General features: G+C 26.4%; 20 protein-coding genes and 1 other RNA gene. 13 read left to right on the plus strand and 8 right to left on the minus strand.

The genetic code is table 11. The features are described 5' to 3' along the window. Positions 1–10: 10 nt before the first annotated feature. From nrdI to smpB, 4 genes are all read right to left on the minus strand, one after another. Positions 11–400 carry a class Ib ribonucleoside-diphosphate reductase assembly flavoprotein NrdI gene (gene nrdI, locus FD726_RS00105; RefSeq protein WP_159989563.1) on the minus strand — a complete coding sequence of 130 codons (390 nt, stop codon included), beginning with the start codon at positions 398–400 and terminating at the stop codon, positions 11–13. A 17-nt stretch (positions 401–417) separates the two neighbouring features. Next, positions 418–612: a hypothetical protein gene (locus tag FD726_RS00110; RefSeq protein ID WP_159989564.1), complete on the minus strand. Its 195-nt coding sequence runs from the start codon at positions 610–612 to the stop codon at positions 418–420. 944 nt (positions 613–1,556) lie between these two features. After that, positions 1,557–1,923, minus strand: a transfer-messenger RNA (tmRNA) gene (ssrA, locus tag FD726_RS00115). A 35-nt stretch (positions 1,924–1,958) separates the two neighbouring features. Next, positions 1,959–2,444: an SsrA-binding protein SmpB gene (gene smpB, locus FD726_RS00120; RefSeq protein ID WP_159989565.1), complete on the minus strand. Its 486-nt coding sequence runs from the start codon at positions 2,442–2,444 to the stop codon at positions 1,959–1,961. A gap of 170 nt (positions 2,445–2,614) precedes the next feature. Here smpB and FD726_RS00125 point away from each other — a divergent pair, with 170 nt between their 5' ends. Further along, on the plus strand, positions 2,615–2,899 hold the full coding sequence (locus FD726_RS00125) for an RnfH family protein (protein ID WP_159989566.1): 285 nt from the start codon (positions 2,615–2,617) through the stop codon (positions 2,897–2,899). Positions 2,900–2,902: 3 nt separating this feature from the next. On the opposite strand, the gene bamE is transcribed toward FD726_RS00125, so the two are convergent. Then, on the minus strand, positions 2,903–3,229 hold the full coding sequence (bamE, locus tag FD726_RS00130) for an outer membrane protein assembly factor BamE (RefSeq protein ID WP_159989567.1): 327 nt from the start codon (positions 3,227–3,229) through the stop codon (positions 2,903–2,905). A 384-nt stretch (positions 3,230–3,613) separates the two neighbouring features. Then, positions 3,614–4,495, minus strand: coding sequence for an NAD(+) kinase (gene nadK, locus FD726_RS00135; RefSeq protein WP_159989568.1), 882 nt, complete (start codon positions 4,493–4,495; stop codon positions 3,614–3,616). A gap of 119 nt (positions 4,496–4,614) precedes the next feature. On the opposite strand from nadK, the gene grpE reads away from it, so the two are divergent. Next, a complete protein-coding gene (grpE, locus tag FD726_RS00140; protein ID WP_159989569.1) occupies positions 4,615–5,214 on the plus strand; it encodes a nucleotide exchange factor GrpE in 600 nt (199 codons plus the stop codon). 11 nt (positions 5,215–5,225) lie between these two features. Here grpE and ung read toward each other — a convergent pair whose 3' ends face one another. Together ung and nadB are read right to left on the minus strand one after the other, a co-directional pair. Beyond that, a complete protein-coding gene (gene ung / locus FD726_RS00145; RefSeq protein WP_159989570.1) occupies positions 5,226–5,954 on the minus strand; it encodes a uracil-DNA glycosylase in 729 nt (242 codons plus the stop codon). A 187-nt stretch (positions 5,955–6,141) separates the two neighbouring features. Then, positions 6,142–7,773 carry an L-aspartate oxidase gene (gene nadB, locus FD726_RS00150; protein WP_159989571.1) on the minus strand — a complete coding sequence of 544 codons (1,632 nt, stop codon included), beginning with the start codon at positions 7,771–7,773 and terminating at the stop codon, positions 6,142–6,144. A gap of 590 nt (positions 7,774–8,363) precedes the next feature. Here nadB and lepA point away from each other — a divergent pair. From lepA to FD726_RS00205, 11 genes are all read left to right on the plus strand, one after another. Further along, entirely contained in the window at positions 8,364–10,163 is a 1,800-nt protein-coding gene (lepA, locus tag FD726_RS00155) for a translation elongation factor 4 (protein WP_159989572.1), read from the plus strand. 11 nt (positions 10,164–10,174) lie between these two features. After that, positions 10,175–11,104, plus strand: a complete 930-nt coding sequence (gene lepB, locus FD726_RS00160; RefSeq protein WP_159989573.1) for a signal peptidase I — start codon at positions 10,175–10,177, stop codon at positions 11,102–11,104. 118 nt (positions 11,105–11,222) lie between these two features. Further along, complete coding sequence (rnc, locus tag FD726_RS00165; RefSeq protein ID WP_159989574.1) at positions 11,223–11,903, plus strand: ribonuclease III; 681 nt, start codon at positions 11,223–11,225, stop codon at positions 11,901–11,903. Further along, positions 11,900–12,751: a GTPase Era gene (era, locus tag FD726_RS00170; RefSeq protein ID WP_159989575.1), complete on the plus strand. Its 852-nt coding sequence runs from the start codon at positions 11,900–11,902 to the stop codon at positions 12,749–12,751. The genes rnc and era overlap by 4 nt, the downstream gene beginning before the upstream one ends. A 261-nt stretch (positions 12,752–13,012) precedes the next feature. Continuing rightward, on the plus strand, positions 13,013–13,741 hold the full coding sequence (gene pdxJ, locus FD726_RS00175; protein ID WP_159989576.1) for a pyridoxine 5'-phosphate synthase: 729 nt from the start codon (positions 13,013–13,015) through the stop codon (positions 13,739–13,741). Positions 13,742–13,744: 3 nt separating this feature from the next. Beyond that, positions 13,745–14,125 (plus strand): holo-ACP synthase, encoded by a 381-nt coding sequence (gene acpS / locus FD726_RS00180; protein WP_159989577.1) that lies wholly within the window; start codon positions 13,745–13,747, stop codon positions 14,123–14,125. A 60-nt stretch (positions 14,126–14,185) separates the two neighbouring features. Beyond that, positions 14,186–14,824 carry a phosphatidylglycerophosphatase C gene (gene yfhb / locus FD726_RS00185; protein ID WP_236260973.1) on the plus strand — a complete coding sequence of 213 codons (639 nt, stop codon included), beginning with the start codon at positions 14,186–14,188 and terminating at the stop codon, positions 14,822–14,824. 35 nt (positions 14,825–14,859) lie between these two features. After that, the gene (tadA, locus tag FD726_RS00190; RefSeq protein WP_159989578.1) at positions 14,860–15,354 is read left to right on the plus strand and encodes a tRNA adenosine(34) deaminase TadA; all 495 of its coding nucleotides are present in this window, start codon (positions 14,860–14,862) and stop codon (positions 15,352–15,354) included. Between the two features lie 246 nt (positions 15,355–15,600). Continuing rightward, entirely contained in the window at positions 15,601–19,494 is a 3,894-nt protein-coding gene (gene purL / locus FD726_RS00195; RefSeq protein ID WP_159989579.1) for a phosphoribosylformylglycinamidine synthase, read from the plus strand. Positions 19,495–19,620: 126 nt separating this feature from the next. Continuing rightward, complete coding sequence (glyA, locus tag FD726_RS00200) at positions 19,621–20,868, plus strand: serine hydroxymethyltransferase (protein WP_255454557.1); 1,248 nt, start codon at positions 19,621–19,623, stop codon at positions 20,866–20,868. A gap of 542 nt (positions 20,869–21,410) precedes the next feature. Further along, entirely contained in the window at positions 21,411–22,445 is a 1,035-nt protein-coding gene (locus FD726_RS00205; RefSeq protein ID WP_159989580.1) for a YrzE family protein, read from the plus strand. Positions 22,446–22,508 lie beyond the last annotated feature (63 nt).

The raw sequence follows: 22,508 nt of genomic DNA on the forward strand, positions 1-22,508 counted from the left end.
ATATCAGTTTTTACCAAAATTGTGTTACTCCTGCTTTTACATTAACAATATCGTTAGGGGTACCCATGAGCTCAAATCTATAAAGATAAGGAACTTTACATTTTTTCGCAATTATATCTCCAGCTAAACAATAACCTTTTCCGAAATTGCGATTTCCAGTAGCAATTACTCCACGAATACCACTACGATTTGATTCATCATTAAGAAATTGAATTACTTGTTTAGGAACAGCACCTTGAATATTACCTCCACCATAGCTAGGCACTAATAAAATATAAGGTTTTTTTATTTTTAGATGTTGTTTGATATCCAGTGGTATCCTATCTGCTGGTAAGTTTAAACACATAACAAATCTATACGTATTTTCTGACTGGCTGGAAAAATAAACCAGAGGTAACATTTTATTATCCTATAAAGTTAATTAATAAAAATCAGCAATTTCATCTGGATGAAAATTCCATACCAGTGATTGCTATCTTTTAATACAACAGGAACTTCATGGTATCCTAGAGATAGTAATTTTTCAATAATATCTGCTTTTGTGTCAATATTAATTAAGTCATATTTTATGCTTTTGCTATTGATAGCATCTTTTGTAATGTCGTACTGCATGTATTTGTTTTAATAGTTAGTATTTTATAGTTTTTGTAATAACTTAAAATTGAATATTCATTTCTTATATTTTTCCTTTATAAAATATAATCTTATATTTTTCAGACTATAAATACTTAGATGTGGTATTTTTATAAGTATCTAGGTAAATACCATTATATTTGCGGTTTTAATTTATTACTAAATTGAATTAGCAACTAACTAGATGATATATGACTTTTGAGATAAACAACATCTATAAAAATATTAATTATTGTTCTTTATAAAAAACCTCGCTTTTGCGAGGCTAGATAAATTTATTTGAAAGCATTATAATTAACACATTGAAAATTATACATTAATTAGTATCAAAGAACACATAACATTTTATATTACACCAGTAGTAATAGTTTATCCCTTATATATGTTTCTATTTGATTGGTTAAAACCTTTATCATTTAAAATATAATATTATTTATTGTTTTATTTATATTTTTTACATTATTAACAACATTAATTATATCATCTCTTGATCTATTGACATAGACACTCAATAGAAATATTTAGTTAATTAAAAATTTTATTTAATATTATGATTGATATCATAATATTTTTTACTATATTCCCTTAATAGATAATTATTAGCATAATAAATTAAGTTTAGATGATTTCATGAATACAAGATGTTCTGATTTTAAAAGGATTAGAAATAATTAACCATAGATTACAATAATCTGACACAACTCTAAAAGTAATAATCATTCAAAATAATATATTATATTTTAATATGTTTAACCAATTGTAAATCTTTTTTTAATTAACACCACATATAATGATACAATTGATAGGTTGTTATAATGGAAAATTAATGTTTTATTTAAAGTAAATATAATATTTAATTTAATAAAAAATCTTAAATAAAAATTAACTTAATAAACAAACCACACTATATTTGGGCTATTTAATGGTGGAGCTGGCGGGATTTGAACCCGCGTCCGAAACTTCTACGTCTTAAGCACTACATGTTTAGTCTAGCATTGTTTTCATCTTATAGAAGTGGCAAGACGCGCTTCTATAAAACTAACCTAAATATAAATTTCACACTAATAACTTTTAGGTAAAGTTAAATTAGCATTATCTCTTTAAAGATTGACCTTTCAAATTACTATTTCAAGAGAAAAAATAGTTAGAAAGGACTTCCACAGCTTATTAAGCTGCTAAAGCGTAGTTTTTGTCGTTTGCGACTATTTTTTACGGTTTGTTAACGAGGCCTACCGTACCTCGACATGCACCTTAGATTTTGAATATTCCGTCAAATCCAAAATCAGCCCCATCATCTCAATATTAGCAAAAATATGATTAATAATCTAGTATTTCATGGTCGTAGTATTTTTTAAGATCCTTTGCTTGCTAATTTGCCATTCTCTTTCTTTAATTTGTTCACGTTTTTTGTATTGTTTTTTCCCACGAGAAAGACCTATTGTTATTTTACACCAAGATTTTTTCCAATACAAAACCAATGGTATTATAGTGTAACCTTTTTGTTTGTTATTACTTAAATAGTTAATTTCTGACTTAGTTAATAATAGCTTACGGTTTCTTTTAGAATCGCAGGTAATATTATTGGAAACATTTATTAAGGATTGAAATGTAGTTCCTATAAGGTAAACTTCTTTGCCATATATTAATACATAACTATCGTTAATATTGATTTTTTTAGCTCTTATTGACTTTACTTCCCAGCCATATAAAACTATTCCTGCTTCAAATTTTTTTTCAATAGAGTATTCATAGTAAGCTTTTTTATTTTTAGTAACAATCATAAGACTATTTTCAGTTGATTTTTTTTTCATTATTTGATTTTCGATATATAATCTCTATCTAAGGTTATCAAACTAATGTATCTTAATTATACAATATAGAAGTTGTATTTTTCTATGATAATTTGTAAAACATCTTAGCGATATTTTAAAAAATATCTAAATCGCATAATAAAAGAATACTCTAAGTAGAGATTTTAGCTATGAATTTTATATCAGTGGAATTAATTTATGCTTTTCCTAAAAAATACTATCATTTTTTTATTAAATTAAATAATTATAGTACAGTAAGACAAGTAATTGAAACTTCAGGAATATTAAACTTACATAATGAAATCAACATATATTCAAATAAAATTGGAATTCATGGAAAATCTGTAAATTTAGAATATATGGTAAAAGATGGAGATAGAATAGAAATTTATCGTCCATTATCTTTTAATCCTATAGAATTACGTAGACAAAAAGCAAAAATAAGTAGAAAATAATATTTATAGTATTTTATTCATATTTTTAATGTAAATTAATATACCATTTTTATTAAATTTAAGAATTAAAGTATTCTGTTGTATTTTGTAATTTTTTAGTTTACTATTAAATACATAGTACCATATATTACTGCTAAAAGACGATTTAATTAAAGGCGTTCCAAGAAAAAAAATCACTTGTTTTTGTGTCATACCTTTGTGAATTTTATTTATATTTATTAAATAATTATCTTCATTTATTTCTGTTCGATAAATTAATTTATTTATGTTATACTCAGAGCATCCCATGAGAAACAAAAACACTAAAACAAATAATTTTTTATTATTCATATTTAAATATCACCTTATTATAAAATAAAAACTTAAAATATTTATTGTAACTAATTATAACGTAAGTAAATAATTTTTACTTCATTGTTTAATACTAAATTAACTTATTTATAATAACTGCATTATCAAATTTATCTTAATAATTAAATTGATAATGTATAATCAATAAAAATAATAATTGATTTCTAATAATTTTTTATTCATTATAATTTGTAGTAAACAACATTGAACATGAAATAATATATTACATTTTATTTTAATCTTATTAATTAATAGATAAAATAATTTTTTGATAAATACCAATTAGCTACAATATTTCTATTATACTAAATATAATTATCAATTATATTATTTGAATTATCTTTACTAAAATTAATTTATACATTAAAAAATTCTTTTAGCCCATCCTAGTTTAGAATTTAATGTCTTAAAATAACAATAGTTATTAGGATGAATAAGACTAAGATTACTTCTACTACGACGAATTATTATTTCTTCTCCTTCTTTTATTGAAAATACAATTTGACTATCAAAACTGATTTTAATATCTCGATGAAAAGAACGACATTTTAACCTAATTATACTATTGCTATTAATCACTAATGGACGCATGGATAAACTATGAGGAAACATTGGTACTAATGCAATTGCATCTAAAGAAGGACTTAAAATAGGACCTCCAGCTGACATAGAATACGCTGTTGATCCAGTAGGTGTTGAAATTATTAAACCATCTGATCTTTGTGAAAAAGCAAATATATTGTTAATATATACTTCAAATTCAATCATATGAGCTATAATACCTGAATGTAATACTATTTCATTCATAGCAGAATTTATTTTTTTATAATAATTTTTCCCTAGAATTTTAGCTTCTAATAAAAAACGGTTTTCTATATGATATTTTCCTGTTAGTACTTCATTTAATTGAAACTTAGCGTTATTAGGATCTAGATCTGCTAAAAATCCAAGATTGCCTTTATTGATTCCAATCACTTTAATATTATATTCAGCTAATATACGAGCTGTTCCTAGCATATTCCCATCACCTCCTACTACAATAGCCAAATCTGCTTTTTGACCTATTTCATTTAAGGTCATTGTAACTTTAGGATTATTCAATTTAATTTCCTTAGCTATTCTATTTTCAACTAATACATGGTAGCCTTTTTCGGTTAACCATTTCCAAAGCATTTTATGAATAGCAATTATACTAAGAGGTTTTATTAAACCTACAATACCAATATACTTAAAGCGTTTTTTCATACATTAACAATCCTCAATAATATAAAATGAATATAATATTATGAACTCTATTGAAACCTATAAATAGGTCTTTATAATAAGTTAATTATTGAAACAAACTTATAAAATATGGGAAAAAAATGAATAATAATGAAAATGAAGAAAATGTAAGCAACAATATTTCATTAAATAATCCAACCATTGACCAAGAAAATTCAATTGAGCAAGAAAATACATCAATGGAATCAGTATTAAATATTCGTATTTCAGAATTAGAAGAACAATTAATACAATATCAAGACAATATACGTGATTTGAAATTACGTAATCAAGCAGAAATAGAAAATATTCGTCGTCGTACTGAAATAGATATAGAAAAAAGCCATAAATTTGCATTAGAAAGATTTGCAATTGAACTTTTACCTGTAATTGACAGTTTAGAACGTGCATTAGAAGTAACAAATTTAGAAACAACAAATAAAGAAAACGATTTATTGAAATCTATGATACAAGGTGTTGATTTAACATTAAAAGCATTATTAGATGTAATGTATAAATTTGGAATAAAAGTAATAGATAAAACTAACATACCTTTTGATCCTTCTATACATCAAGCGATGTCAGTTGTAGAATCAGATGATATAGCTCCCAGTCATATTATTACAGTAATGCAGAAAGGTTACATGTTAAACGGTCGATTATTGCGTCCAGCTATGGTTACTGTTGCAAAAATAAAATAAAGATATTTTGATCATTCATCACAACTAATGTTAATTTGGTTGTGATGAATAGAATTGATATTAAACAATGTAGGGTTCCATTGAATCGGATCTTTACCATCTGTTATCAACAAATTATTTGTTTGAGAAAAATGTTTACATCCGAAAAAACCTAAATGAGCGGATCTTGGAGAAGGATGTGATGTTTTTAATACATAATGACGATTAATATCTACAAGATTACCTTTATTTTGAGCATAAGCGCCCCATAGTAAAAAAACTACTTTATCACAATTTTGATTTATAATATTAATAACATTATCAGTAAATTTTTCCCAACCAAGTTTTGCATGAGAAAAAGATTTTCCTTCTTCAACTGTCAATATAGTATTTAATAACAATATTCCTTGTTTTGCCCAGCTATCAAGGCAACCATGTTTTGGTTGGTTGAAATCGTGAATATCTTGTATTAGTTCTTTATATATATTTTGTAAAGAAAGTGGTATTTTTTTAGATTCAGGCAGTACAGAAAATGCCAATCCATGAGCTTGTTTTGGTTTACAATAAGGATCTTGACCTAAAATGACAACTTTAACGTCTTTTAATTCAGTTATACGAAAAGCATTAAACACATCTCTTTGCTCTGGATAAATTTTTATTCCAAGAGAACGTTTTTTTGCAATTAATTTTAATATATTAATAAAATATGATTTCTTTTTTTCTTCTGCTAGTACATCTCGCCATGTCAGAAATTTATTCATCTTTAAATCACCTAATTTAACTCAATAATTATCTATTTACATTAATTTTACACGAAAAAAATATCATTTAGATAGATCTATTTAAAATTGAATTTCATATAGATATATATCTTAATAAAATATGAATATCTAATCAAGTTATTGTTTTTACTATCATTATTATATTACATAATGACAGTTATAAATTTTATTTATGTTTATAATTATCAGGTATGAGAATTGTAGGATATGCATTTGGAAGTAAATAAGGATATTCACAGATATAATGTAAACCCCTGCTTTCTTTTCTTTTCATTGCAGAAATTATTATTAATTCTGCTACCTGTAATAAATTTTTTATTTCTAATAATTTATCTGATAAACAATTATTATAGTATTTGCTTATTATCTTGTTTAATAAACTTATTTCATGTTTTGCATATTTAAGAGATTGATTAGTACGTGTTATTCCAACATTATTCCACATTAATTTTCTGATTTTATTTAGATAACATTCCAGTTTTATATCACTTAGATAATATTGATCAGAAATATTTATTCTATTTAAAAAACTTAAATAATCTGCTAAATTAACATCAGGTAATGTTTGAATTAAGTGTTCTGATACTGATTGACTATAAACTAAACATTCTAATAGAGAATTTGAAGCCATACGATTTGCACCATGCAGACCAGTGTAACTTACCTCACCTATCGCATAAAGACCATCTAAATCAGTTCTACCTAATTTATCTACTATTACTCCTCCGCAAGTGTAATGAGCAGCAGGTACTACAGGAATGATATCTTTTGTTAAATCAAAACCCAAACGTAATAACTTATTATAAATAATAGGAAAATGACTTTTGATAAATTGCTTCGATTTATGGGTAATATCTAAGTATACGCATTCAAGATTATGATTTTTAATTTCATCATTAATTGCTCTTGTTACAATATCTCTAGGTGCTAATTCTGCTCGCTGATCTATATCTAACATAAAACGAGTTCCATCATTTCTTATTAAAAAAGCACCTTCACCCCGTAAAGCTTCAGTTAACAAAAAACTATTTTCTGGAGGATAAAATAAACAAGTAGGATGAAATTGGTTAAATTCTAAATTAGCTACACGACAACCAGCACGCCAAGCCATAGCAATGCCGTCTCCCGAAGAAATATCAGGATTTGTAGTATATTGATAAACTCTTGATGCTCCTCCCGTTGCTAAAACAACTGCTTTTGCAAAACATGTTTCAATTTTTTTTTTGTTTTTATTCCATAACAAAGCGCCTACTGCACGACGTGGAATCAATAAGTTATTATTTTTTGAAACTACTAAGTCTATTGCAACAATATATTCAATAATATTAATATTTTTTTCTTTTAATGCTTTATTTATTAGATTATTTTCAATTTCTGTTCCAGTACGATCAGCAATATGTAAAATACGTCTGTGACTATGTCCACCTTCTCTATGAAGGTGATATCTTATGTTATTTTTACTAGATTTTAAATCCTTATCAAAAGATATTCCATTACTAATTAACCAATATATACATTGGCGAGCGTTTTTGATAATAAAAGAAACTACATCATAATCACATAATCCTATTCCAGTAATTATAGTATCTTCGATATGAGAATTAATGCTATCTTTTTTATCAAATACTGCAGCTATTCCTCCTTGAGCATATAATGTTGAACTTTCATTCATTTTGGATTTAGTTACAATAACTATTTTATATTTATTGGACAAGCGTAATGCTAGTGACAAACCTGCTAAGCCACTTCCAATAATTAATACATCACATCGATAATCAAATGAAGAAACTATTTTCATTGCTTTTATTAAAACATTATTGATTTATTTACTGGTAAATATTCATTTCATTAAAATGAATGATTTTTAATATTCATTCTTTTATGTTTTTATAAACTTAATCTTTTTTATTCACTTTTATCCTTAATTATTTATTAAGTAATAATAATTTGATTAAAAATATCATTTTTTAATTAAAAATATATTTGTTTTATACTTAAATAATTTATTATGTTATTAACTATATAAAGTAAATATTAGATCAAATAATTGATTTATAATAATGTATTTTTTAAAAAAAAATCTAGTTAAAGACTTTACTATAATTAATTATGTAGTAATTAATTATATAAAACAACAAAATATATTGAAATATTTTATTAAGTTAATAAGATTATATGTTATTTAGATATTTACATTATTTATATCATCACAAATAATATATCACTTTAATATATAATATTATGTAAGATATATTTTTTGTGTTAAATGTTTTTATATAAAATTTCATATTTTATTATTGATAGTTGATTAAAACAAAAACTATAATATCTTAATCTAAAACCTGATAGTTTCAATTGTATGAAAATATCTTTAATAAAACAAATATAATGAAACAAATAAGAAATTTTTCAATTATTGCTCATATTGATCATGGTAAATCTACTTTATCTGATCGTTTAATTCAAATTTGCGGAGGATTAACTGACCGAGAGATGTCAGCACAAGTTTTAGATTCTATGGATCTAGAACGTGAACGAGGTATTACAATCAAAGCTCAGAGTGTAACGCTTAATTATAAGGCAAATAATAATAAAATGTACCAACTGAATTTTATTGATACTCCAGGACATGTTGATTTTTCTTATGAAGTTTCTCGTTCTCTCTCTGCTTGTGAAGGTGCTTTATTAGTAGTAGATTCTGTAAAAGGGGTACAAGTACAAACTTTAGCTAATTGCTATACTGCAATTGATATGAATTTAAAAGTATTGCCTATATTAAATAAAATTGATTTACCAGCAGCTGATCCAGATCGTGTAGCTAAAGAAATTGAAGATATGGTTGGAATTGATGCAACTAAAGCGATACGTTGTTCTGCTAAAACAGGTTTTGGTATTATAGAAGTTATAGAACATTTAGTTATTAATATACCACCACCGCAAGGAAATCCTCATGCTCCATTGCAAGCGCTGATAATTGATTCATGGTTTGATAAATATTTAGGAGCAATATTTTTAATAAGAATTAAAAATGGTAAATTATCAAAAGGTGATAAAATTAAAATATTTAGTAATAATCGGATATATTATGCAGATAGGGTTGGTGTTTTTACTCCTAAAAGAGCTGATCGTGATGATTTAAGATGTGGTGAAGTAGGTTGGGTAATATGTGCTATTAAGGATGTTATTAAGGGTTTAGTAGGTGATACTTTAACGCACGCATATAAACCAACAGATAAAGCACTACCTGGTTTTAAAAAAATTAAACCTCAGGTTTATGTAGGATTTTTTCCAATTCATCCAGATAATTATGAGTTATTTCGCGATGCCCTTAGCAAATTGAGTTTAAACGATGCATCTTTATTTTATGAACCAGAAAGATCAAATATTTTGGGATTTGGTTTTAGATGTGGATTTTTAGGGATGTTACATATGGAAATTATTAAAGAACGTTTAGAACGTGAATATAATCTCGATTTAATAGCAACATCACCTACAGTAGCATATGAAGTTATTATTAAAGACGATATTATTTATATTGATAATCCATCAAAGTTACCACCGGCTAAAGATATTAAAGAATTACGCGAACCCATTGTTACATGTCGAATATTACTGCCAAAAAAATATTTAGGCAAAGTTATGACACTATGTATCCAAAAAAGGGGCACACAAACTGATATATTGTATCATGGAAATCAAGTATCAATTACTTATGAAATGCCAATGGCAGAAGTTATTCTAGACTTCTTTGATAAATTAAAATCTATATCTAGTGGTTATGCTTCTTTAGATTATAATTTTAAATGTTTTAAATTATCTGATATGGTTAGAGTGGATATCTTGATTAATTCTGAAAAAGTTGATGCATTGACTTTTATTAGTCATAGTAATAGAGCTGCAAATACAGGGAAAAATTTAATTGAAAAATTAAAAGATGTTATACCTCGTCAACAATTTGATATTGTAATTCAAGCAGCTATTGGAAACCGCGTTGTTGCTCGTACAAATATTAATCAGTTACGTAAAAATGTTTTAGCTAAATGTTATGGTGGTGATATTAGTCGCAAAAAAAAATTATTACAAAAACAAAAAGAAGGAAAAAAAAGAATGAAATTAATTGGTAACATTGCATTACCTCAAGAAGCATTTTTAGCTATTTTACATATTGAAAAAAAAGATAAAAAATAAAGGATTATAAAATGATAAATAATTTTTCTTTGATTTTATTAATTGCAACATTGTTTTCTGGTATTTTTTGGATTATTGATTGTGTATTATTTTCCAATAAAAAAAATACTGACGTTATAGAAGAAAAATTTATATCTATAAAATTGTTAGAAAAATTAATTCAATCTATATCATCATTATTCCCTGTACTTATCGTTGTATTTTTTTTCCGTTCTTTTTGCTATGAACCATTTCAAATACCTTCTGGTTCAATGATGCCTACTTTATTAGTTGGAGATTTTATTCTAGTTGAAAAATTTTCATATGGCATAAAAAACCCCATTACTCATCAAACATTGATTTCTATTAATAAACCAAAACGTGGTGATATTGCAGTTTTTAGATACCCAAATAATCCAAAAATAAACTACATTAAACGCATAATAAGTATTCCAGGAGATAAAATAACTTATAATCCTTATAGTAAAACTATTAAAGTTAATCCAGCTTGTAGTAACAAAAAAAATTGTAATGAATTATTACAAATTACCTACACTAATATTGAACCCAGTAATTTTACAAGATCATTAAATGAAAATAATAGCATTATTTATCAATTATCTGAAGATAAATACGATGAAAATATAGGTTTGCGTTTAAATACTAGAAAAGAAACTATTGGTACAATTACTCATGATATTTTACTTACTAATGAAACTAGAGACCAAATAGATTTATATTACCAACAGGATGGTCAATCGCCGGCAACTTGGACTGTACCAGAAGGTCAATATTTTGTGATGGGTGATAATCGTGATAATAGTTTAGATAGTAGATATTGGGGATTTGTACCAGAAAGCAATTTTGTAGGTAAAGCAGTTGTTATTTGGATGAGTTTTAAAAAACAAGAAAATATGTGGCCTACTGGTATAAGACTAAATAGAATTGGTGTCATTAATTAAAAAATGAATCAATGTAAAGGAGGGTAATTAATGAATTTTAAAGCAGTGATATAAAAATAAAATATATCAAATACTTAATTTTATGTTAGGATTTATAAATGTAAAAATTTGGAATCACATGAATCATTTTTTGATAAATAAACTTCAAAATAAACTTGGCTATACTTTTATACATTTAGAACTTTTAAAACAAGCTTTAACACATCGTAGTGCAAATAGTAAACATAATGAGCGTCTTGAATTTCTTGGTGATTCTATCCTTAACTATGTAATTGCAAATGTATTGTATCATAAATTTCCATATATAAATGAAGGTGATATGAGCCGTATGCGTGCTACTTTAGTAAGAGGTAATACCTTAGCTGAAATGGCACGCAAATTTGATTTAGGGGAGTGTTTACGTCTAGGTACAGGTGAATTAAAAAGCGGTGGATTTCGTCGTGAATCCATCCTTGCAGATACAGTAGAAGCTATTATTGGTAGTATTTTTCTTGATAGTAATATTCATACAATAGAAAAATTAATTTTAAATTGGTATCAAACTCAATTGGATGAAATTAGTCCAGGAGATAAGCAAAAAGATCATAAAACTCGTCTTCAGGAATATTTACAAAGTAAGCATTTACCTTTACCAACTTATTTAATGGTAATGGTACGAGGTGAAGCACATGATCAAGAGTTTACAATACATTGTCAAGTTAGTGGAATAAATGAACCTATAGTAGGTGTGGGTTTTAGCCGTCGTAAAGCAGAACAAGCTGCTGCTAAACAAGCGTTAATTATATTAGGAATTAAATGAACAAACATACTAATTATTGTGGTCTTGTAGCAATCACGGGAAGATCAAATGTTGGTAAATCCACATTGATAAATAAACTTTTAGGAGAAAAAATATCAATCACTTCGTGTAAATCAAATACTACTCGCCAGTGTATTACTGGCATTTATACGGAAGATAAATATCAAATTATTTATTTAGATACTCCGGGGGTAAATATAAATAGTAACACATTACAGGTCAAAGAAAATATACATTATTTGTTAAAAAAAATAATTAAAGATGTTAGTTTAGTTATTTTTGTAATTGATAGAATGCAATGGACAATAGAAGATGAATTAATATTCAACCAAATATCTAGTAGTAGAAAATCTTTAGTTATAGCTATAAACAAAATAGATAATATTAAAAATAAAATTAATTTATTACCTTTTATTAATTTTTTAAGCAAAAAAGTTAAATTTTTAGAGATTGTTCCTATCTCTGCTAAAACAGGAAAAAATTTAGATATTATATTAGAAATAGTTAAAAAACAATTACCTAAAAATAATCATTATTATTCTAAAGAATATATAACTACTTGTTCTGAACGTTTTATTGCGTCGGAAATCATTAGAGAAAAATTAATGCGTTTTTTAGGTGAAGAAATACCTTATATATCTAAAATTGATATTGAAAATTTTATAGATAATAAAAATCATTACTATATAAATGGTAAAATTATTGTTAAACATGACAGTCAAAAAAAAATTATCATTGGTCATCAAGGAAATAAGATTAAAACAATAGGAAAACAAGCAAGATTTGATATGCAGAAAATATTTAAAATACAAGTAAAACTTTACTTATGGGTAAAGGTATGTTCTTAATATAAATTAATCATAATATTTTTGATGTTTTAATTGTCAATAACATTTCAATATAAAACATAATGTTATTTTAATATTATTATTTGTAAAAATATGCTATATTCAACACAATGTCATTTATTTATATAATATTTACAGTATAAGTTAAATAAAAAGTAAAACTTTGAAGTTTAATTTAACCATTATAAAATTCCGCTGATTTAATAATCATAATTGATAATAGTTAATTTATATTAAAACACAAAAATTACAAGGGTTTTCATGACTGATTTACTATTAGGTGTTAATATTGATCACGTAGGTACTATACGTAATACCAGAGGTACTAATTATCCTGATCCATTACTCGCTGCATTGATTGCTGAACAGTCAGGAGCAGACAGTATTACAGTTCATTTACGAGAAGATCGTCGTCATATCACAGATCGTGATGTAATAATAATTAACAAAACAATACAAACTAGAATGAATCTTGAGATCTCTCTTAATAAAGAAATGATTAACTTTGCCTGTAAAGTAAAACCATATTCTTGCTGTTTAGTTCCTGAAAAATATCAAGAAATCACAACTGAAAATGGTTTAGATGTATTAAACAATCAAAATAATGTTAATTTAGCAGTTAAATGTTTACAAGATTCAGGTATTATAGTTTCATTATTTGTTAATTCTGATGAAATACAAATTGAAGCTGCAATAAATAGTGGAGCTCAATATATTGAAATTTATACTGGAATGTATGCAAAAACAACAGAAAATTTATTACGTGATGAAGAATTATGCCGCATTCGTAAATCTGTTTGCTTTGCTGTAAAAAACGGATTAAAAGTAAATGCTGGTCATGGTTTAAATTATTATAATGTTATTCCAATTGCATCAATAGCTGGAATATATGAACTAAATATAGGTCATTCTATTATTAGCTACGCTTTAATTCATGGTCTAGCAAAAGCAGTAAAAAATATGAAACAATTATTAAGAGAAGCTAGATAGATAATGGCTATTTTAGGAATAGGAACTGATATAGTTGAAATAGAACGTGTTGTTAAAATTATCAATCGGTTCGGTAAACGTTTAGCTAATAGAATATTAACAAAATTTGAATGTCAACAATATCAATCCAATAAACAACCTGCTAGATTTTTAGCTAAGCGTTTAGCTGTAAAAGAAGCAGCTGCAAAAGCTCTAGGTATAGGAATACGGAAAGGTTTAGCTTTTAATCAATTTGAAGTTTTTAATGATTCACTAGGTAAACCAAAGTTGGTATTCTTTTGCAATGTAAATAAATTAGCAAAAAAACTTGGAGTAAAAAACATACATGTAACTCTTACAGATGAGCGCTGTTATGCTTGTGCTACAGTTATTATAGAAGATTAGTTAAATTTAATTAGTTATTTTTATATCAAATTATTATTACAAATAAAAATAGGAAAAAGTTTGGTTAAATCTATACAGCAACGTCGTATAATTTTTTTTGATTTAGATGGCACATTACACAAACAAGATATATTTGGTAGTTTTATATTGTATTTAATTATTCATAATCCACTGAATATATTATTGGTATTGCTATTATCTCCTTTAATATTAATGGGATTCATCGTTATGGGTTTTAATGCGTGTTTTCCAATGAGTTTGTTACTTTGGTCTATTACTTTTGGCAGGAATGAAAATTCATTATTACAAAAAGAAAAAGAATTTGTAAGATTATTTAGATCTCGCATAAAAATTTTTCCAATAGTCCAAAAAAAATTAATTGATTATCTTAATGATAATAATGATGTTTGGATAATTACAGGATCACCACAATCTTTAGTTGAACAAATTTATTTCGATTTTTCTTTTTTTGGGAAAATAAATTTAATAGCTAGCAAAATGACTAGTAATTATTGGGGTGGTAGAATATTACAAATGCGTTGTATTGGGAATGAAAAAGTAATCCAATTAGAGAAAAAAATTGGAAAACCATTAAAACTTCATAGTGGTTATAGTGATAGCAAAAAAGATGATCCCTTGCTTTTTTTTTGTCAGGAACGGTGGCGTATTACTTCCATTGGAAAAATTAAAAAAATATAGTAAAAAACATTTTAAATATGTTTTATAGTGAATATATGAATTGTAATCAACTACAAGATGAATATTGGATGAGGTATGCAATAGAATTAGCAAACATAGCTTTTAAAGAAGGTGAAATACCTGTCGGTGCAGTTTTAGTAAGAAACTCCGAAGTAATTGGTAAAGGTTGGAACAGTTGTATTCAACAACATGATCCCAGCGCACATGCAGAAATTATAGCAATAAGAGAAGGTGGTAAGATTTTAAAAAATTATCGTTTATTAAATACTACACTGTATGTTACTTTAGAACCGTGTATAATGTGTGCAGGAGCAATGATTCATAGTCGTATTGATAGATTAGTTTACGGTGTTAATGATATTAAAACTGGTGCAATAGAATCAGTAATGAATGTTTTGAACTATTCTGGAATAAATCACAAAATAAAATTCACTTCTGGTATATTACCTAAAGAATGTGTTTCATTATTACATAATTTTTTTGCTATAGTTCGTAGAAAAAAATCTAATGTCATGAATAAGTATCGTTAAAATAATCATTAATTCTATTTTTTGAAGTTAATAATATAGCATATTAAGTAATAATATGATAAATCATTTATGTAATATATTAAATATTAATATTATTATTTAAATTTAGAATAGATAGTACACTACAATTATCAATTAACTGAATTGTTGTCATTTTTTGTATATTACTAAATAATATCTACAATATAATTTATCGTTAATTTTTTTAATACATATAATTGTTTTGCATAAAATAAGAGATGTTATATGATTGAAATATTCCGTGATATTTTTATTCTCTCCGGTGTTTATAAAAAAAAATTAATTAATACCCTTAAAGATTATAACTTGACAATAAATAATGTTTATACTGAATATGTTTATTTTATATACACGCAAATCCCTCTAGACGAAAATACTAAAAATAGATTACAGTTTTTAATTAACAATAAAAAAAATTTGACTCCTAAAAATTTTTTACAAAGCCGTATGCTGATAGTAGCACCTAGACCTGGCATGGTATCATCATGGTCTTCAAAAGCTACAGATATTGCTCATAATTGTAATTTTCCTCAAATAATTAGGATAGAAAGGGGCATAGCCTATTACATTAATTCTTCCAATTTAAATGAACTGCAATGGGAGCAGATTGCTAAAAATTTGTTACAAAATAGTAGATTTGAAACAATATATTCTGGATTTTCAAATATTGAAGATTTATTTAAACAATATTCTCCAAAACCCTTAAAAAATATTGATATAATCAATCAAGGCAAAAAAGCTTTGTTTGAGTCAAATAAAAAATTAGGTTTGACACAAACCAAAGAAGAAATAGATCATTTATTTGATCATTTTTTTAAGATCGGTCGTAATTTAACTGATGTTGAAATGTATATGTTTGCACAAATTAATTCTGAACATTGTCGACATAATATTTTTAATGCCAATTGGACCATAGAAGGAAAAAAACAAAAAAAATCCCTGTTCGATATGATAAAAAATACTTTCAAACAAACACCACAATATGTTCTTTCAGCATATAAAGATAATGCTGCAGTTATGAAAGGTTCAAAAACAGGATTTTTATTTCCTGAAAATCATAATAAGCAATATAGTTATCATTATGAAGATTTACATATCACAATGAAAGTAGAAACTCATAATCATCCAACTGCTATTGCTCCTTGGCCAGGAGCAGCAACAGGTGCAGGAGGTGAAATTAGAGATGGAGCATCAACAGGAAAAGGTGCAAAACCAAAAGCCGGTCTTATAGGTTTTTCAGTTTCAAATTTACTGATTCCTGGATTTGAACAACCATGGGAAATACATTTCGGCAAACCAAATAACATAGTAAGTGCAAAAGATATCATGATTTATGGTCCATTAGGTAGTGCTATGTTTAATAATGAATTTGGCCGTCCTGTACTTAGTGGTTATTTTCGCACTTATGAAGAAAAAATTGCTAGCTATAATGGTGAAATAGAACTACGTGGTTATCACAAACCAATTATGTTAACCGGTGGTATTGGAGTTATTAGAAATAAACATATTTTTAAAGGAAATATTTCAATTGATACCAAAATAATTGTTTTAGGAGGACCAGCAATTAATATTGGTTTAGGAGGTAGCACTGCTTCCTCTAAAATCAATGATAAATATGGTCGGGTTAATATTGATTTTTCATCAGTACCTCACGAAAATCCAGAAATGCAACGTCGCTGTCAAGAAGTTATTAATCATTGTTTACAATTAGGAGATGATAATCCAATATTATTTATTCATGATGTTGGTGCAGGCGGTTTATCTAATGCTATCCCAGAATTGATAAATTCTGGGAAATATGGTGGTTGTTGTAATATTAGAAATATATTGTGTGATGAATCCGGAATGAGCCCTTTAGAGATATGGTGTAACGAATCTCAAGAAAGATATATCATTGCAATTGAGCCAAAAAATATAAATAAATTTGATTCTATTTGTAAGCGTGAAAAAGCTCCATATTCTATAGTTGGTCAAATTATAAAAAAAAGAAATATTATTCTGATTGATAATCATTTCAAAAATAAACCTATTGATATTCCTATCGATATATTAATAGGAAAAATACCTAAAATGAAAATTTGTACAAAAAAAATACCAAAAATAAACAGAAAAAAATTAAAATTTAATAACATTACATTAGATGATGCAGTCAAACGAGTATTACATTTACCAGCAGTAGCAGAAAAGACATTTTTGATATCAATTTGTGATCGTAGTGTAACTGGCTTAGTAACTAGAGATCAAATGGTTGGACCATGGCAAGTTCCAGTTGCAGATTCCGCAGTAGTTGCAGCTAGTTTTAATAGTTATCATGGTGAAGCTTATGCCATAGGTGAACGTCCAATAATTGCTTTAATAGACTCTATCGCTTCTAGTAGACTAGCTATAGGAGAAGCATTGACAAATATAGCTTCTACAAACATTGGTTCTTTAAAAAAAGTAAAGATTTCTGCAAATTGGATGTCAGCATTCAATCATCCTGGAGAAGATAGTATTCTATATCAAGCAGTAAAAAATATAGGAGAAGAATTTTGTCCTATTTTAGGTATTACTATTCCAGTTGGTAAAGATTCTATGTCAATGAAAACTAATTGGTATAGTGGTAATAAAATATATGAAATGATTTCACCAATGTCTTTAATAGTTACTTCATTTGCTTGTATAGAAGATGTACGCCTTACGGTTACTCCTCAAATACAATTTAATTGTGATAATATATTAATATTAATCGATTTAGGAAATAAAAATAATTCTTTAGGTGCAACATCGTTATCTCAAGTATATAGGCAATTAGGTAGTGAAACCGCTGATGTAAGAGATATAGAACAATTAAAAAATTTTTTTGATGCTATTCAAATATTAATTATTCAAAAAAAGTTATTAGCTTACCATGATAGATCAGATGGAGGTTTGTTAGTAACATTAGCAGAAATGGCATTTGCAGGACACTGCGGGATTGATGTCGACATTGATTATTTAGGAGATAATCCTTTATCTATACTGTTTACTGAAGAATTAGGCGCAGTAATTCAGATTAATAAATCTGATTATGATACAGTATATCAAGTGTTCAAAGAAAAAAATCTCACATGTTGTAGTCATATTATTGGAAGAGCTCAAAATAATAATTTATTAATAATTCGTTCAGGTAAACAAGGAATAATTTATAGTGAAAAATGTTCACTTCTTCGTGAATGGTGGGCAGAAACAACTTGGCAAATGCAACGTTTGCGAGATAATTCAATATGTGCTGATCAAGAACATGAATATAAAAAACAAGATAATAATCCTGGATTAAATGTAAAATTAACTTTTCAATTAAAAAATTTTTCATTTCTAACTAAAAATCCTAAAGTAGCTATATTGCGTGAACAAGGTATTAACTCTCATGTTGAAATGGCTGCTGCTTTTAAAAGAGCTGGTTTTATTGCTATTGACGTACATATGAGTGATATCATTTCTGGCTCAATAAGTTTGAAGGAATTTCAGGTTATGGTTGCTTGTGGTGGTTTTTCTTATGGAGATGTATTAGGAGCTGGACAAGGATGGGCAAAATCTATATTATTTAATTCTCGTATTTGTGATGAATTCACAGATTTTTTCCACTCAAATCAAACTTTGACTTTAGGTATATGTAATGGGTGTCAAATGATATCTAATTTGAAGACCATTGTTCCAGGCAGTGATTTATGGCCTACTTTTATACAAAATAAGTCAGAGAGATTTGAATCACGTTTTGTTTTAGTAAAAATCAGTGATAGTCCTTCTCTATTTTTAGAAAATATGAAAGATTCTCAAATTCCAATTGTTGTATCTCATGGTGAAGGTTGTATAGATATCCATTCACATAAACTTATGTCAGCTTTAGAAGATAAAAAACTTGTTGCATTAAGATTTGTTGATAATTTCGGTAAAATTACAGAAAAATATCCTGCCAATCCTAATGGGTCTACAAAAGGAATTACTGGATTAACTAATGAAGATGGACGAATTACAATAATGATGCCACATCCTGAAAGGGTGTTTCGTACAATAAACAATTCTTGGCATCCAATTTCTTGGGGTGAAGATAGTCCTTGGATGCAAATATTTTATAATGCACGTAAACAATTTTTATAATATAAGTTAAACCAAAAAAACAATCAATTAGATATCAATTAAAATTATTTTTTATAACAATTAATATAATTATTTGAATTTCCAATCATAGATTTTTTATTACAAATTTATTGAGGAAAGTACATAGTGAAAAAATTAAATATTTCAGATTATGATAGTGATATATGGAATGCTATGGAACAAGAAAAGTTACGACAAGAAAATCACATTGAACTGATAGCTTCTGAAAATTATACCAGTCAATATGTTATGCAAGCTCAAGGATCGCAACTTACTAATAAATACGCTGAAGGTTATCCAGGAAAACGTTACTATGGTGGTTGTCAATATATAGATATAATAGAAAAATTAGCTATTGAGAGAGCAAAAAAATTATTTGATGCTGACTATGCTAACGTTCAACCGCATTCTGGTTCTCAAGCTAATTTTGCAGTATATACGGCATTATTACAACCAAGAGATACAATACTTGGTATGAGTTTGAGCCAAGGAGGTCATTTAACTCATGGAGCACCAGTGAATTTATCTGGAAAACTGTATAATGTAGTCCAATATGGAATAGATGAATATGGGGATATTAATTATATAGAACTTAGTAGATTAGCAAGAGAGCATAAACCGAAGATGATTGTTGGTGGTTTTTCTGCTTATTCAGGTTTATGTAATTGGAAAAAAATGAGACAAATTGCTGACAGCGTTAATGCTTATTTATTTGTAGACATGGCTCATGTTGCAGGATTAGTAGCAGCTGGAATATATCCTAATCCTATACCATATGCTCATGTTGTAACATCAACAACACATAAGACATTAGCTGGTCCTAGAGGTGGTCTTATTGTCGCAAAAAATGGTAACAAAATTATGTATAATAAAATAAACAACGCTGTTTTTCCTTGTAATCAAGGTGGTCCATTGATGCATGTTATAGCTGCTAAAGCCATTGCATTTAAAGAAGCAATGGAACCTAAATTTAAAGTATATCAACAGAAAGTAGTTAGTAATGCAAAATCTATGGCACAAGTTTTTATAAATAGAGGTTATAAAATTATTTCCAATGGTACTTTTAATCATATGTTTTTATTAGATTTGACAAATAAAAATTTAACTGGTAAAGAAGCAGATATTGCTCTTAGTAACGCAAACATAACTGTAAATAAAAATAGCATTCCTAATGATTTGAAAGGACCATTTATTACTTCTGGCATTCGTATTGGTACTCCTGCTGTAACACGTCGTGGTTTCCAAGAATCAGACGTATCTAACGTAGCTGAATGGATTTCTGATATATTAGATAATATTAATGATAAAACAATTATATATAATATAAAACAAAAAGTATTAAATCTTTGTAGTTGTTATCCTGTATATCACTAATATTTGCTCTTTAAAATATTAAAAAATAAAAATTAGATTTAATTATCATTATTAAATTATTCAAGATAATCAATCAAAATTCATGTATATTTTATTTATTTATGTCATTAATATAAAATCCTAAAGGCACTATATGAATTTATTTTACTTATCATAATGCGCTTTAATTACGTTAAATTCACATATATATTTAAAATAGTAATTTTTATATATAATAAAGTTATTGTTTTAATTTTTTTATTTGTGATTTATTAAGTTAAGTAGGATTATAATTTTAAGTTATGGAAAATAATCCTTAGAAAGATATTAATATATTTATGTATAGTTTAAAGTAAAAATTATTAATATTGTTACTTTATAGTTATAAATTACACTTCAATGATATTATTATATTAATTTAATTTTTATTTATAATATTAATATTTCTTTGTTCTCTTTTCTGGTGAAAAAGTGTTTCTCTGACTAATCTAAACTATACATATTAAATATTCGTGATACTGAAAAATCTGTATCTTTACTTCCTGTTGCAAGGAGAGTTTATTATGTTTGATACTAAAATCAATAATGGTAATGTGGAAAAAGTTGCAGTAAGTGAAAGAACAAGTAATTTACTACATGCTGATTATATTTCTTGGAGTGCAATTTTTGTAGGAGTAATATTTACTTTTATACTACATATATTACTTACTTTGTTAGGAACAGCAATTACTACTACGGTAATTGATATACATCAAACCCAGCAGAGTGTGAATAAATTAGGTAATAATTCATTAATTTGGATAGGTGCTACTTTACTTTTATCTATATCAATCGGTAGTTTTGTTGCTGGTCGTCTAGCAAAATGTTCAGGAGCATTACATGGATTATTAGTTTTTTGTTTAAATACATTAATTACAGCATGGTTAGCATTTTCATTAGGCACAAATATTTTTGGTAACATTTTAAATATTGCGCATTCTAGTCTTAACAAGAACATAGAGGAGAATATTAACGTTACATCTTTACCTACTACGTTATTTCATAGTAATAAAGGAAAGATATTAGATAATAGTAAAATAGATAATTTTACAGGAAATGCATATATTGAATTTGCTCAAACTTTTAATACTGATCAAAGATACTTCAATTATGATTTCAATAAAGTAATGAAAAAATTTCATAACAAAAAATTATCTTATACAAATAATGATATTAATATATTACATATAAATTTTGTTAGTTGGTTTAAGAAAGTAGAAGATAATCCTACTAAAATATCACCAGAAGATGATAAAACTAAAAAAATATCATTGGTAAATAATACTAAAGAACAAAAGAAAATTGTTACTAATAGTTCTACCAGTAATTCTAAAAAAACAGATAAGGATATTGATAAAACAACTAAAAAAATAGACAAAAAAAATCAAGATAAAAAAATTACTCAGAATACTTTATCTTCAAACAATTCTTCTGACCAAATTGAAAATTTGAAAAAATCAACATCAAAAAATACTTGGTATACACTGTGTTTATTGATAACAGAAGCATTGTTGTCTAGTGCTATGGGTATGTTAGGATATAGAAGTAAGCAAAGTTAATATATTTATTGTAATGTACAGTATTTGAAATTAAGAAAGGCGACATATGCTTGTCGCCTTTCT

It is taken from the genome of Pantoea sp. SoEX (assembly GCF_009829945.1).
Taxonomy (GTDB): domain Bacteria; phylum Pseudomonadota; class Gammaproteobacteria; order Enterobacterales; family Enterobacteriaceae; genus Pantoea_C.